The following is a 14664-nucleotide window of genomic DNA, read 5'->3' on the forward strand; positions in this document are numbered from 1 at the left end:
CCACCAAAAAACAGGCAGCAGGCCACCGCGTCCTGCCGAACTAACGGGTGCCCGCTCTCGGCTATCGCCGAGCGCTAGCAATCCGTTGCATTGTGTGACAGGGAATGTCCATGGCCAACATATGCATAGAAGGCCGCACTAGCCGCAACGAATAGTGCAATGCCCGCCGCAAATACGAGCAGAATTCGCTTCATGAGGCCTCACGCTCGAGCTGTGCAGCGCGCGGTTCGCGCGTCCGCTTGGATGAGGTGTTAAGCCGCATCTGATAGGTGTCGCCCGCGAATACTGATCTTTGCTTGGGGTTGCCCAGCCACGTGACCATGAGCGAGGAAGCTGTTATCGGCAGAGGAGCTTCCGCTGAGTTCTAGAACAAATTCCTTTGCGGGGCCGAAGATCGACTGAACTGAAGGATTCCACTGTTTGATTGTCAGGGCGGAATTGAAGTTGTCGCCTTGTCCGCTCATGGTTCCGCTGTATAGGTAGCCATGATCGCCGCCGTTCACCGAATTGCCCTTAAAGACCGCAATGCCCTCGCCAAAGTCATTGGAATTGGATGAGAAGGTAACGTGATAGATGCCGTCGATCATGGGTAGATACTCCGTGATTTGAAGCCAAGTGAACCGCGCTTCTGTCTCATATGCTGATAATTCTCCTTGCTGCCAACACCGACTAATCGCTCTGCGGGACTCCTATGTGGCTGAGTACGTATTATCAAAATCCGATCTATGCCAAGACAAGCCATCCAGCACTACTTCTTAGTTCGCTTCTTTCTCTGCTTCTTGGGCTTAATGGACTTCATTAGTTTGACCATCGGGTCGCATGAGATTTTGGCGAGCATGATGCTTCCATAACCAAGCTCGGAGAGCCTAGTGTAGACGCTCTTTAAAACCACCTTGGCGAAGAATGGCAGATGGATATCCGGCTTATCCGATTGGCTGATGATGCCGAAGACGATGATGTATCCATACACATTGCGGGGCATCTTGGCACCCTTGATGTCGGGAGTGAGCTGATGGGCCGGGGTGAGTTTCCCGTTGGCCAGGTCCACATAGCCCGCGTGGGACTTCAGAAGCTCTCCTGAGACTAATCCCTGATTGAACAGGTGTCCCAGGACACTGGAACTTCCATAGTGCTTGATGTGGATGAGTTCCCCGCCACCGTAGATGTCACAGAACTCAACCTTGTCGTAGACACCGCCAACGGGGAGCAACTTTTTGTCCATCAAACACCACTGACCTTGGCTTCCCGTCACCGCGGCCTTGTTGTAGCCATCCTCATCGGTGTGGGCCTGCTCATAGATGGGCAGCGGCTTGGTGTATCGGGGGATGCTCTTGAACGCAGTGTCAACGTTGGTCACGAAGTCTTTGTCGATTTCGAACCAGCGCCCTGCGGAGAGGATGAAGGACTTGTCGCCCTCATCGATCTCGCAATGGATGCAACGGTAGATGGGCCACCGGTCCAGCACCTTTTCCTCGTCGTCCACCGGCATTGCATAGCGCTTCCGAAGAAACCCCAAAGTCGGTTCTTCATTTGGAAAAGCCTGCACGAGCCCCGGAAGGTGCAAGTCATTGGAGACCCCCTCCCCGGCCGATTGGGTGAACTTGAAGCCATCCACGAGCGACCAATCAACAATGTCCGGGACGGCGAGCCAACAACCGTCAATCAAGCCGTTCTTGGTCCAGGCATCTTTAAGCTTCTCAACGAGAAGCGCATCCAGTCGTGTGGCTTTCTGGCCTTTGGGATTTAACTGGCAAACCTGATCCACCCATGGGAAGTTCGCCTGATAATCCTTTGACTGAAATTTTTTCAGATAGCGCCGCAACAGCCGGCGGAGATCGGGCACGGCAGCATCTATGGTGACCGTCAACGCATCTGCGCCGGCAAGGCGACGCCCCAACTTTTCGCTGAGTGGCCGCCCCACAATCCCGCGAATGAGGTCGCGTTCAATATCCACACCGAAGCTCAACGCGGACGAGGCCTGACTGGTTTGAACGCGGCTGTTCTGATCGTCCACAAAGGTTCTTTTGTCAATGCTGCGGAGAGCATCCGAACCAATGGAGTTCAGCGTCACGACCAAGCCGAACCGTTCCTCATAGGCGTCAGGATGAAGCAAGAAGCGCCCTTGCCCAAAGGTGAGGGCGAACAGGCGGTCGTTTACAGGGACAATAAATGCGGCTGCGGACGACTGGACGGTACCCAGCAGCGTCTTATCCACATAACTTTCAAAGAGGTCGGCCCACTTGGGCGGCTTGGGGTGCGTCGGCTTGACGAACAACTTTCCGTAGTCGGAAGGTCCATCGGCGATGATGTACGGCTTGGCCCCGGTGACGACCGCATCCTCTGCGGTCACCACGCTCTCGCGCAACAGGTAAATGGTGAACGTCGCCATCCGGTCCTCCCCCCCGAGGATGTTGTGTCGCCCATGCTGGCAGTCGGTCGCTGCCCTACTCGTTGTCGCTGCCCTACTCGTTAAAGAATCATGGGCTCGGACAGTTTGAGCCCAGAGACTACCAAAATCTGTAGGAGAAGCCCTATGTCAGGACTGAAATGAATGGGTCGCACTCCGAAAAAAAACTAGAAGCAAAGAGCCTCGACATAAGGGGAAGGTGCCGGACTCTACCCCCGATAACCCCATCTAATCACCGACCCCTGCACCCACTCGCTTAATGCGACTACTCCCTGACCCATACCCACGAGGCGAAGTTATCGGCCGTCATCGTCAGTCGGGGGCAAAGCGTTCCCGGTACTGCATTACGACCGGTGCGGCCACGCCAAGCTTGCGAAGCACGTAAACCATGGCGACCTTTATGGGCAAGGAACAAGCTACGGCCACCGCGGCAAGTTCTGGTGACTTGCCGCCTCGCGGACCAAATGTTCCGCCCTATCGCGACAGGTCGAAAGAACTGGACGCGGTTGACGGGTGTTTCACCGCCACGCTGCTAAGTCTGGCCGCTCCAACTAGGAGAAGCCTCATGAGCGACGACAAATCGAAGACCGGTGGCCCCGACCGCAAACGAGTCAACGTCAACGAGGACTACGAGCTTCGCGATTGGGCGAAGAAGTGGGGCGTGTCCGAGCAACGCGTCCGTGATGCCGTCGCCAAGGTCGGCGTGATGGCGGATGACGTTGAGCGCGAGCTGAAAAAGTAGCCCGCGGGCGCTCGACACCGCCCACGGGGCGAAACTGTCCAGGGCTCTACGCACCGAGTCGCCATCGGCAATGTCCAGTTCGGCACGGTGCAACAGGCGGTGGTTGAGATCGCGCTCGGCGCAGATGCGTGCGAAAGAGCGGCCCAACGTACCGGTCGCGCCGACGATCAGGATCGGTGCGGTATTGTCGCCAAGGATGTCCGGAGCGGGGGAACGCGCCGTTCCAGTGTGACGACTGGCGAACCCTCGAAGCGTTGCGGCCGTTGCCACCAGCCGGCGCCGCAGAGGGCCGGATGGTCCGCTCGCGCACCACGGGCGAAGCTCCGTATCAGCACGGTCAGCGCCGTTGCCCGTGCCTGTCCGCCGCCTACGTCGAAAGCGCCCGCCTCGTAGTACCCGTGACATTCGGTGAGCAGGCAGTTCCAGTCATAGGATCCGAGCATTCCCCAGACGGTGAGGGCGCGGACGTCCGCCCCGGCACGGCGGGCTTCCTGCGCACCGCACCAGAGTGCGGCCAGCCGACGCATCTGGTCTTCACGCTTGGCGTCGATATGCGCTTCCGTTACCGCGATCGGCAAGCCGTAGCGCTGCCAGACCTCGCCCAGCAGGGGCGCAATGTCGCCAACCGGTTCGGAGATGGTTCGCGCGGCCTCGAGATCGACGTAGCCATGCTGACCGTTTCCGCCATGGTGATCGGGGGGATATTTCTCGAGATTGTCGTCAAGAAACCGATCGCTGGTGACGTAGTGGTTGACGCCGATGAGGTCAGGCGGACGGGGATTCTCGGCGAACCAGTCGATCTCTGCCTCGCCGGCTTTGCAGGAGTCGCGCAGCCAGTGCCACAAGGGGTGCGTGCGGCCTACCCTGCCCGCAGAACCCTTCGGCGCAGGTGTTGCCGGAACACACCGACTTCGACACCGACACGGACGGCGGCACGGTAATGGTCGCGACCGCCGCCAGCAAACCGCAGCCTTGGCCCAAGGACACCGTGGCCCAGGTGCGCGCCGTGGCCGACACCCTCGCCGCCAGCCCCACGCCGCTGGGAGTGGAGGACATTGCCACCCGCTTCACTGCCCGCGGTCCTTGGAAAAAACGCCTTCCGCAACTACTCGATATGCTGGTAGCGCTGAGTCGCGCCCAAGTGTCAGAAGGGCGGTACGGCTGCTTCTAAAGGCCGTCTCAGTCCCTGCATCAATGATCGACCTGCCGCAGGAATGCGATGACGTTTCCAGGTAACGGCGGTGACGGACACGTTCGCGTTTGATCATGCCAAAGAAGCCCTCGGCCGCCGCGTTATCAGCGAAGTGACCGACGACACTCATGCTGCTGAGTATGTTGTGATCAGCGAGAAAGCGCTGATATTCGCCGGACGGCGTGCAATTGCCGTCGGCCGACGTCTTTTCCGTGGATCGACGCCGGTGAGGCTCACCCGCTGATTGAGCCTGAGCGTGCCCGGCGGCGTCGGTAAAAATCCCTCGATCGCACGTCCAGCTCGCCGAGCATGGACGTCATGTCCAGCAGTCGCGCGGCCACCAGATGCTGCACACCATCAAGCATTTCCCACTTGCCATCGACACCGAGCAGCTTGGCTTCAAGCAACACCCGGCGTTGTCGATCGGCCACATCGCGCCACACGATAACGTTGACCAGCCCGTGCTCGTCTTCCATTGTCAGGAACGTGACGCCACTGGCCGTCTGCGGGCGCTGGCGCAAGGTCACCAGGCCGGCTACTCGCGCAAAGCTGTTGTGCCGGCGCGTGCGCAGGGTCTTGGAGTCGGTGCTCCCCTGCTACGTCAGGCGCTTGAAGCCGGGCTCGCACAACATCTTCCAGCGTGGGACCCAGTGCTTGATCGTTCCGCACGGGACGACTTGGCCGGTTTCTCAAACCATCTCTAAAAGTAGGCGATATCCATCGCAGGCCGCTGGAAGAACCTTTTGAGGACGACCGCTTTGCAGCGTCGAGCACGAACACCGTGACGCCCCTGCCCTACCCCTTCGCGTGGATACGATGCATGCGCGCCCGATGAACATTACCAACGGCGATCTGCTGATGCTTTACGTCGAAACTACCCGAATTGTCAGGGCAACGCGAATGCATGCTGGACGCCTGCAATAGCTCTCGCTCCAAGCAGCAATTGGTCAGTCCTCAACGGCACGCGCCCACCTGACCAATGCCCCTGCCACATTGGCAACCTCTGGGAAGACCAAGAAAGCTGCGTGCACAGCATCCGCCGTGATGGGCTCAATGCTGGAAGGGTGACCAGCATCATTGCGGATGGCCCGGATGTGCTGAGTAAACGCAGGCCAGTAGGCCTCGTAGCGCTCTTTGAGCTCGCCCGCGAACAGTTGCTTCTGCTGATCGAAGAATGCCTTCAAAGCATCGAGCACCCGCTTGATGCGCCAATCGTTTAACGCCTCTGGTGCTTTTTCATTCAAGCGTTGCGCTCTATGCACGACGGCGTCTCTGACATCGGCAGCAAGTCGTTCAGCCGCTCCGCCGAGGAGCACTGCACCGGCCTTGTGAAGGCCAGCTACGTAGCAGTCCAGAGCTTCGGTCAGATAGGACATGGCAATCGGACTGATCTCCGCAACCCGTGCAAGGTGTGCGAGATAACCCTGTGGGTTAGCCGGATCTCGCTGCGCGTGTTCGAGAACCGCCACCCCACGCTCCGTGAAATGGCAAAAGGGCGGATTGGGATTATTGAGGTCATGGCCCCAAGCCAAATAGCCTGTCCGGAAGAGCTCGTTCCACTCTGTCAAAAGCGCCTGTTCCGCCTGGTGATCTCGACGAATGCCCAGCGCTTTGGCGGTCTCACTCAAGACCTGGTTTGACTGAAGGTTTCCTTCGCTTCCCGGTCGCGGGCGGTTCTGTTCTAGCACGTCAAGCAGCGCGGCACGAATTCTTGGATCAGCCATGTGAACCCCTCGCTGAGTTCAACATTTCAGCTGCGAAAGCGCAGCAGCTATCGAGTGCGAAAGTCACAGGACTCTTCCCATTCTCAGGCACGAATGGCCTGCCGTTTGAACAGCGACTCGAAGAAATCCTTGAGCCGCGTCCACCACCACCCATAGACCAATGAAAGCAAAGACACTCTTGACCATGACGCTCCCCTCAAATCAGCGACCATTTGTCGCCTCGACAAGGTGAACTGTGGGAGTCTCGTCGATTGCGACTCTCTCCTGGCATTAAGTGACCCAGCTGGGCAGGCATCAATCCACCCCCAACGCCTTAAACACTGCATCAACAGGATCCGAGTAGAAGCTCGTCTGGAACTTCGCGAAGAGTTCGCCAGGGACGGTGGGGATGTCGGTGACGCTGCACATGGGCAGTAGGATGCGTTTGGCACCGGCGTCGAAGGCGACTTGCAGGGATTCGGCGAGGTTGCGGGCGGGGGTGGTGGTACCGCCGAGGGACATGTCGCCCATCACGACCATCTGGCTTTGCATGGGGCGACCTAGCGCGGCAGAGCACAATGCGACGAAGCTGGACAAGGTGAGTGTCTCGGGGCTGCCGTTGTGCTGGAGTTCGACCAAGTGGAGGTGGAAGTCCTGCACTGCTGTCTTGATGCCGGCGCTAACACGGCTGGCGTTGGCCTTGAAGTAATCGAAGGCAACTCGCACAGACTCGCGCGAACCGGAGCCTGAGGTGGTGAGCTTTCCGTTGCCGGCCATGGTCTGGATTTCCAGACGGTAGACGCCCGGCATGCTGCCTGGGCCCATGGCGATGGTGTAAAGCGTGCCAGGCGCCATGCGGCCTTCGGGGATCAGGCCGCCACCGCCCTGCTCCGGCACGGTGATGAAGCGCTCGTCACTATTCTCGAGGTCGATGTAGGAGAAGTGGACGTCGTAGAACTCCATGCCGCCGATCTTCTTGAGTTGTTCCTTGACCCGGCGACGAGTCTCCAGCGCGTACTCAAGGCATTGCCGCACCTGCTCCTTGTCGTACTCGCCATGCGGACATAGCAGCTTCAGCAGACCAGACGTAGTGCGGCGCACCGCGATGACGTCGCGCTGATTGAGGTTGTTGCCAAGCTTGAAATGGCGATCGATCGCGTCGGAGAAGCTGTACTTGCGCATCTCGCGCAGGTACTCGGCCAAGTAGTCCACGATGAGACCGAACTGGTTGGTGAAGAACTCCGGTCGCATCTTCGGGATCTCCCAGCCCGGCACATAGGCGTGGAAGCGATCGAAGAACGCCGAGTCGATCATCACTTCGGGGAATGGCGCGAGCAGATGCGAGGTCTTCACCAACGACTCGACGCTCTGGTTGATGTTACCGATGAACACCATCGAGGCGTTGGCGTTGATCGCCTCGCGGCCGCGGCTGAAGGAGCCGGAGGCCATGTAGTCCTTCATGATCTGGACGCCGTCGTGATCCTTGAAGGTAATGCCGGCCACTTCGTCGAAGGCGACCACGTCCCACAAGCCCACCAAGCCGACCTTGCGGGCGCTCATGTTGTAGAACAGGTTGGCCACGGTGGTCTGGCCGCCGGAGACCAGGATGCTGTTCGGACTGATCTCTTTGAAGATATGGCTCTTGCCAGTATTGCGCGGGCCCAGCTCACAGTAGTTGTAGTTGTTCTCGACCAGCGGAATCATGCGCGCCAGCAGATGCCACTTGGCGCGCTTCTCGAACACGGTGGGCTCCATGCCGGTGGAGCGCAGAAGCACGTCGAGCCACTGCTCATCAGTGAACGCGCGGCGACCTTCGAACAAGGCCTGCATGTCCATGTTGGGCATCTGGATCGGCTTCAGATCTTCGACGATGAAGGGCGAGCTCTTCTGGCCTTCCTCGTACACGTACCTCAGCGTCACGATGCACCAGATGCCACCGGCCAGCAGCTTCTCGTACTGGCGCACGATCGCGTCGGAGATCTCGGCGTTCTTGACGCCGAGGTTCGAGAGCAACGCTTCGTATTGATCGCGCTTCTCGTTGAGCTTGACGGTCAGCTTGTCGATGACTTTGTAGGTGCCGCTTTCGCGGATTTTCGATTTGACCTTCTCCGCCTCGTCCGGCCGCACGTAGTTCTCGGCCAGGATGCGCTTGACCGTGGTAAGGCCCGCCTGGATCGTCGCCTCGTCGTCCGAGGCGCAGTACATGCCGAGCAGGTACTCCAGCACGTAGACCGGCACGTTCGCGCCTTCCTTGATCAGCTTGGTCAGATCCTTGCGCACCACCTTGCCGCTGAAGTGGCGGTTGAGCAGCTGGTCGAGATCCGGCGCGGCGGTTTCGGCGGCGTTGGGCGGGGTCTTATCGGATGAGTCAGAAGTCATTGGAGAACGCCAGATCGATCTTCAGGGGAATACGCAGCACCTCGACCTTGGTCTGCGCGTCACGCGCGATAAAGAAATAGTCCTTCTGCCGATCGTAGCTGCCGGAGCGGATCGTCAGAATGATCGACTTCACGCGCTCTCCCAACACGCTGGAAGTGCTGTCGAAGGTCAGCACCTGCTCGTCGCTCACCGGCGTCTCGCCATCGCGCAGCGAAATCCGCACAGTGCGCGGCAGTACGCGGTTGGAGGTGGGCTCGGTCTGAATCAGCTCGAAGCGCTGGGTATTGGTCACCACTTTGTTGGAGGTACCAATCAGAGTGATCTCCACCGGACGGGTGCGCGCCTTGTCCGATTCGGACTCACGCACGGTGATCAGCGGAACGATCACCTCCTGCGGCATCGCCGAACCGTGCACGAAGCGGGCGCCACCGGCAAAGTGGAAGCGCATGGCGCCCTTGGGCAGCCAGAAGTCCACGCTGCCAGTCCCCGGCGTGGTTCCCGCCGTCAGTGCGGTGTTGCCCTGCCATATCTTGTCGTTGGTCGGCAGATCACGCCCGATCAAATAGCGCTTCTTGGCCTTGAGCGTGCCCACGGGCTTGTCAGGCAGTGGTGATCGGCTCGCGTCGTCCAAGGCCGAATCTTGATACAGAAAGCCGTGATCGGCCGTCACCAGCACCATCGAGCCGTTGAGGTTGTTGATGATGTGCGAAATGACGCCGCTCAATTCTTTCAGCGTCCTGGCCACGGCGTCGAATGTCTGGCCCTCGGAACCCTGCTTGTCACCCAGCATGTCGATCAGATCGTGATAGAGGTAGACCACCTTGTGCTGACCGACCAGCTCGCGTCCCTTGGTCTTGCCCAAACCCAGCAAGTCATCGGCCTTCACCGCGATACCGTCATAGCGGCCCAGCTGCGCGTTACGACTCTCTAGCGTCGCGGTCGATTGGCCGTCGACCAGCACATCCAGGCTGTCGCCTGCCTTGTAGGCGATGCTCTGGTGCGGCAGCAACGCCGCCATGCCCAGCGCCGTGTAGCTGGGCAGCACGCTCAGCATCGCATCGAGCTTGGCCGTGAAGCGGTTCTTGGCGTTGATCTCGCGAACCAGGGCCTCGCCGGCTTCGTAACGGAATGCATCGGAGATCAGCACGAACACGCGCTTGGTCGTGCCCGCACTGAGTGCCGCGGCGACATGATTGTCGAAGAAATCCTGCTGCGGTGTTGTACCCGGCACGCGCCAAGTAGCGAGCAAGCCATGCTCGCCGGCCAACACCCCGGCCCAGGCCGATGACAGGCCAGGAATGAACCAACCGGAGTACGCGTCTTCGATCGCGCCGCGCAGTTCGTGCAACAAGGTCCAACCCGTCGGGTCCACCTTGTCGGCGGCAAAATGGAAGCAGCGATACCACTGGTCGAAGCGATACAGCTCGCCTCGATACGCCTGCACGGCCGTCGCCGCGTCGGCAAAGCTGAAGCCGGCCGCGTGGCGTTCCTTCAGCGCCAGGAACTCGGCCGCCGCCTCGATCGCGTCGTAGCAGGCAGACAAGGCGCGGATCTCATCGCTGGCATCGCTGATCAGCGCATTGCTCCAATGACCATCGCGACGGCGGGCGGTGATCGCTTGCACGTCACCCAGCGCCGCACCGCCCAGCTGCATCACCCGGGTCTTCAAGTCATGGATGATCTGGCGCTCCACCACGGCGAAGGTCATGCACTCCAGCAGATCCTCCGCGTGCCAGCCGGAAATCAGCTCGCCCAGCTTGAGCATCTGCGCCACGGCCGCGGACATATCCGCATAGGCAGCATGGCTGTGCAGATCGTTGCGCCAGCGCGCGGCAAGAATCGTCGCGTTGTTGGCCAGCTGCGGATTCTCCAACAGCAGATGGCGCAAGGCTTGCGGCACCTCGGCACTGATCGTGCGGGTGAAGTCAGTGACCAGAATGCGCAGCCACAAATCGGCGAGGGTCGGCTCGTCACTTTGATAGCCAAAGGTGCGCTGCATCAGCGCCCAGAACGAAGGCTCCAGACCGTAACCCTGCAACTCAGTCCACGCCTTCGCCGGCTCACCGATCCGGGACTCACCTTCTACCCAGAGCCCCAGCAACAGCTGGTGCGCAATCGACAGCGGCTCGGACTCGTCGCTGCGCAACAGCACGGCCATCATCTTGCGGTCGAGCTCGGCCTCGCCGTCACCGGATTGGACCAGCTGCTTCAGTTTGGCGCGTCTTGCTTCGGCGCGCCGCGAATCGGCCGACAGAAACTTGGCTCGCGATTTAATGTATGGCACCAGCGTCAGCGAGGTCAGGCCAAGGTCCTCGATCAGCAGCGTGGTGAGGTCGGCACGGAACGATTTGGAACGCAGCCGCACATCCAGCAGCCAATCAGCGGCGGGATCGGGCTCCACCTTGTTGCTGTACAACAAGAACTGTGAAGCCGGCTGACGCTCCAATTGCCGTTTGACCGCCAGCACCGGTGTTTGATCCAGCCGCACGATCTCGATGTCGTCGCCAAGCTCCAGCGATTCGAGCGTGATGGCGAACTGCGAATCCGTGTCGTGCCAGAACACCACGCGCTCAGTCGTAAACAGGGCGCGCAGCGATTCGACCACGCGGCGTTCATTTACATCCATGCGTCACCTCCGCTTGCGTCGCGTTGAACCAGCACGCAATGGTAGGAGTAAGCGCGGCGCCGATTATTCGTCATCGCCCTTCCCGCCGGTCACTGCCTTGACCTCGGCCAGCAACTCGCCGAACTTGCCGTAGTTCACCTTCACCCCGTCATCCAGATCCAGCGTGATGCGCTGGTCGGCGTAGTGGCGCAACTGCTCGTCGTAGGCGAGCAGCTCCAGGTGCTGCTTGCGCAGCTTTTCGAGCTGCTTGGTGAGCTTGTTGCGTTGCGCGGTCGAGCTAGACGCGGCGACATCCTGCTGCAGCTCTTCGAGCTTGGCCTGCATCTTGCCGGTCAGCGGCACCACGTATTCGGCGCGCAGGCGGGACAGCGTGCCCGCGTTGTAGCGGTGCAGATAGACCAAGGCCTGAAACGCGCCCTGCTTGCCGCTGGAGAACAGCCAATAGATCGGTCGCTTCTTGTAAGTCTGCAGATGATCCTTAAAGAACTTGTCCGCTAGGTAGCGGCGGATCGCCTGCTCCGGCGATTCGCTGGCCTTGCGGCCCAGGTTGTCCGCTAGGAAAGCCAGGTTCTGTTCCAGCGAATCCTTGCCCCACACGGCGAGCAGATATTCGCGCACGCGCAACGCGGCATCATCCTCGAACCACAGCTCATCGGTGACCGGCACGATGCCGTCGGCGTCGGCGGGAAACTTCGTGTAGCGCGAGGCGTCGAAGCCGACGTTGCCGCTGTTGGCGTAGATCAGGCCCGGTGCGTCCAGGCTGTAGCGGCCCATCATGCAGCCGATGGCGTAGGAGACGAGCTCCGCCATGGTGTCCTGAAGGAAACGGGTCCACTGCTCCTCTTCGGTGAGCTTGCCGCCGTAGCGGTAGGCGGGATTCACCGTGAGGGTAATCTGTTCTATGGGAACGTCGGGAGTGAGTTCGCCTTGTAAGCCGTAGGCGTCGATGAAGAGGCGGTTATTCTCCTCTTCGAGGCGCTTCATTTCGGCGATGGTTTCGCGGTTTTGGGTGGTCCAGGCGGCGTAAGTGGATTCGATGGTACGCGGGCAGTCGGTGGAAGCTGTAAGTAGTGGCGGAGACTGGAAGTCCCATGACCGCTCGTAGGCGTCCCAGTCATTTCGAGCAACAGCCAATAGGCCATCAACAATTTGGCCAACCGGCCGTTCGACAGGAAGCGATGGAAGTGGGAATGAGAGAAAATCTCCCACGTTTAGCGTCAACGTGGGATTGACGAGCTTTAAAGCTCTAGCCACCACGTTGGAGTTCAAGAAAAGAAGCGCGAGTCGAGTCCCACTCTGGCTGTCCTCCGCATTGATGATCGTCGGCGCAAGCGAACTAAACTCCTCGTAACAGGACTTGATGCGAAACGCGTTCAATGCCGAAGTAATTTTTGAACAAGTTACGCCTTCGCGCTTCCAGTACTTCGGATTGCTCAAGCCACCTTTCGATCTATAAAACTCAAGGGCTCCTTCGGACCAATCAAATACTCGATACCGATTGCCATACCACTTCCGAAACTCGCCCCCATGAGAGAGCTCCTTCCATTTACCATCACGCTTCTCACAGTCAACCTCCCAGACAAAACGCACGTAGCGCTCATCGTTATGGGTTTTGCACCGACCACCTGAATCGAATCGATCCGAGAGCTTCCCGTCGCTCTCAAACATCGCGAGAAACGTAGCACTCACCCAATAGGCAATTGGTTTGCCCGGAGCCTTATTGAAATTGTCTTGGTCAGATTCAAAGAACCAACCACAGCTGCGATTCCGGATAGCCTCTAGAGTCCTCGGTCCTTGGTTCTCCGAGCCGCGGAAATCTGAGAGCCGGACGTAGCACCCCTTGTGCTCGTCCAGATGACCCTTTCGAATCGTAAAGGTGCAGATAGGTACCGTCGCTCCCTCGAAACCCGAGTACTCAAGCTGGATCAAGGACGCGATCGTCTCTTTGGTGATTAGGCGTGTACGAAGCGGTTCGTAGCTAGAGATGAACATCCAAACAAATGGCGACATGAATCCCGAACGACCATGCGCCTTACTGAACGCCAGATCACGATCAATAAACGCTGAGAAAACGTCCTTCTCGTAGCCTCGGTAATGGTCCTTCAAGAAGTTTTTGAGAGCGAGGCTGTGGTACTTGCTACCGATATACGGCGGATTCGCCACCACTGCGTCATACTGCGTCGCCAGTAACTCTGCTTGCTGAACCCACGGCCTCAAGCGCTTGAGCGCCTCCGACACGAATATGTCGTGACTAGTTGCCTCGCTCAACTCCTTCAGCAAGGGCAGTTTTTTGGCTAGTTCCTCCGGCACTTGAATCAGCGAACCAAACGTCGTCGCGTACTCGAACAAATCTTTCAGTTCCGTAAGTTCACCGAGGCTCAGCCCGTAGTCCGCAAGCTTTACGCCCTGGGCCAACCGCTCCGCATCAAACCCCGCGCTATCTATCAACGCCATCACATTGAGCTTCACACCTCGCTCAAATAGGCCCCGGTCATCCGCGCGCCCCTTCATCATCAGCGCAAGACCCGTCAACTGAGCCGCCCGCTCGTCGATATCCAGACCAAAAAGGTTCTTCTCCAGGATCAGCTTTGCGACATCTCGCTGACGGTAGCCTCGTTCCAGGTAGATTGCCTTGAACAGGTCGTACGCCTCGACCAGGATGTGCCCGGAGCCACTCGCCGGATCGATCAGCGTCAGCTCTTCGGGGTTGAGCAAACTCGGCGTAGTCGCCGCCAGCTGCGCGTTGACCTCATCGGTCTGCTCAGCCGGCTCGATGTAGTACTCCATCTGCGCCTTGAGCGGCGAGTCCGGATAGGTCGCCAGCCACTGCGCGCCTAGCGAGTTCTGCACCATGTACTTCACGATCCAGTTCGGCGTGAACAGCTGGGTGGCTGCCGGAATGTCTTCCGACTTCACCACCTTGCCGATAACCTGGTCTTTCTTCTCCGAGATGTAGAACTGATAGAGCCAGCCGATGATCTCGATCTGCTGCCAGTCCTCCTCGGGGATGGACTGCACCAGCTTGGCTACCACCGAATCGGTGAGCAGCAGGTTCTCCGGCAACAGCAGCTCGGTCTCATCGCCCAACTGCTCGAACAGGAACGGCATGGCCTGATGCAGCGCATTGCACTGGGCTATCAGGATCAGGCGGTACAGCTCGGGATCCTGATTGGCGAGTTTCAGTTCGCGCACGGTGTCGGCGGACAAGCCCGGCAACGCGTTCGATTCGGCCAGATCCAGCGCGTGCGCCAGCACTTCGGGCAAGCCGCCCTGCGGATTCGACAATATGCGTCGGCCGTGGCCGAGGTAGTCGTGCACCTCCATATAGCGCAGCGCGGCCAACCGGTTGAACCAGGCGTAGGCTACGGCCTCGACGGTGTGGCCGAAGCCCTGCAGCTTCATTCGTGCGATCAGCTTGTTGCGCTGCTCGTTGACCTTCACCGGCCACGGGCGGCCGGCGATCATCACAATGTCGTTCTTGACCTCGGCCTCGGCTACCTGCAGCACGCCCTTGTCTTCGCTGAGGCCCAGCAGGTTCGCACGCGCCGTCACCGCCGCGATAAAGTCCTTGCGCGCTTGCGGGGCGTAGCTCTTGAGATTCCCTGTGTTCATTGC

The 14664-nt window shown here is 59.4% G+C and carries 10 protein-coding genes and 1 pseudogene; 2 read left to right on the plus strand and 9 right to left on the minus strand.

What is annotated here, in order from left to right; all coding sequences use genetic code 11:
- Positions 1–251: 251 nt before the first annotated feature.
- Together IMW82_RS02745 and IMW82_RS02750 are read right to left on the minus strand one after the other, a co-directional pair.
- Positions 252–587, minus strand: coding sequence for a GrlR family regulatory protein (locus IMW82_RS02745; protein WP_211003799.1), 336 nt, complete (start codon positions 585–587; stop codon positions 252–254).
- 161 nt (positions 588–748) lie between these two features.
- Positions 749–2389, minus strand: coding sequence for a DUF6119 family protein (locus IMW82_RS02750; protein ID WP_211003800.1), 1641 nt, complete (start codon positions 2387–2389; stop codon positions 749–751).
- Positions 2390–2972: 583 nt separating this feature from the next.
- Here IMW82_RS02750 and IMW82_RS02755 point away from each other — a divergent pair.
- Positions 2973–3149 carry a DUF3606 domain-containing protein gene (locus IMW82_RS02755; RefSeq protein ID WP_211003801.1) on the plus strand — a complete coding sequence of 59 codons (177 nt, stop codon included), beginning with the start codon at positions 2973–2975 and terminating at the stop codon, positions 3147–3149.
- 167 nt (positions 3150–3316) lie between these two features.
- Here IMW82_RS02755 and IMW82_RS17780 read toward each other — a convergent pair whose 3' ends face one another.
- Positions 3317–3994: a hypothetical protein gene (locus tag IMW82_RS17780; protein ID WP_244754142.1), complete on the minus strand. Its 678-nt coding sequence runs from the start codon at positions 3992–3994 to the stop codon at positions 3317–3319.
- 47 nt (positions 3995–4041) lie between these two features.
- Between IMW82_RS17780 and IMW82_RS02765 the strand changes: the two genes are divergently transcribed.
- The gene (locus IMW82_RS02765; RefSeq protein ID WP_211003802.1) at positions 4042–4320 is read left to right on the plus strand and encodes a hypothetical protein; all 279 of its coding nucleotides are present in this window, start codon (positions 4042–4044) and stop codon (positions 4318–4320) included.
- A gap of 76 nt (positions 4321–4396) precedes the next feature.
- Here IMW82_RS02765 and IMW82_RS17785 read toward each other — a convergent pair.
- The 6 genes and pseudogenes from IMW82_RS17785 to pglX form a co-directional block, all read right to left on the minus strand.
- Positions 4397–4519, minus strand: a pseudogene (locus tag IMW82_RS17785) (IS3 family transposase); the annotation flags it as partial.
- A 55-nt stretch (positions 4520–4574) separates the two neighbouring features.
- Positions 4575–4868 (minus strand): OB-fold nucleic acid binding domain-containing protein, encoded by a 294-nt coding sequence (locus tag IMW82_RS02775; protein ID WP_345777111.1) that lies wholly within the window; start codon positions 4866–4868, stop codon positions 4575–4577.
- 420 nt (positions 4869–5288) lie between these two features.
- The gene (locus IMW82_RS02780) at positions 5289–6065 is read right to left on the minus strand and encodes a hypothetical protein (protein WP_211003804.1); all 777 of its coding nucleotides are present in this window, start codon (positions 6063–6065) and stop codon (positions 5289–5291) included.
- 294 nt (positions 6066–6359) lie between these two features.
- Positions 6360–8423 carry a protease Lon-related BREX system protein BrxL gene (gene brxL, locus IMW82_RS02785; protein WP_211003805.1) on the minus strand — a complete coding sequence of 688 codons (2064 nt, stop codon included), beginning with the start codon at positions 8421–8423 and terminating at the stop codon, positions 6360–6362.
- Positions 8413–11049: a BREX-1 system phosphatase PglZ type A gene (gene pglZ, locus IMW82_RS02790; RefSeq protein ID WP_211003806.1), complete on the minus strand. Its 2637-nt coding sequence runs from the start codon at positions 11047–11049 to the stop codon at positions 8413–8415. Before pglZ ends, brxL begins: the two co-directional genes overlap by 11 nt.
- A gap of 63 nt (positions 11050–11112) precedes the next feature.
- Positions 11113–14661, minus strand: coding sequence for a BREX-1 system adenine-specific DNA-methyltransferase PglX (gene pglX, locus IMW82_RS02795; RefSeq protein ID WP_211003807.1), 3549 nt, complete (start codon positions 14659–14661; stop codon positions 11113–11115).
- Positions 14662–14664 lie beyond the last annotated feature (3 nt).

The organism is Rhodanobacter sp. B2A1Ga4, from assembly GCF_018101315.1.
Lineage (GTDB): Bacteria > Pseudomonadota > Gammaproteobacteria > Xanthomonadales > Rhodanobacteraceae > Rhodanobacter > Rhodanobacter thiooxydans_A.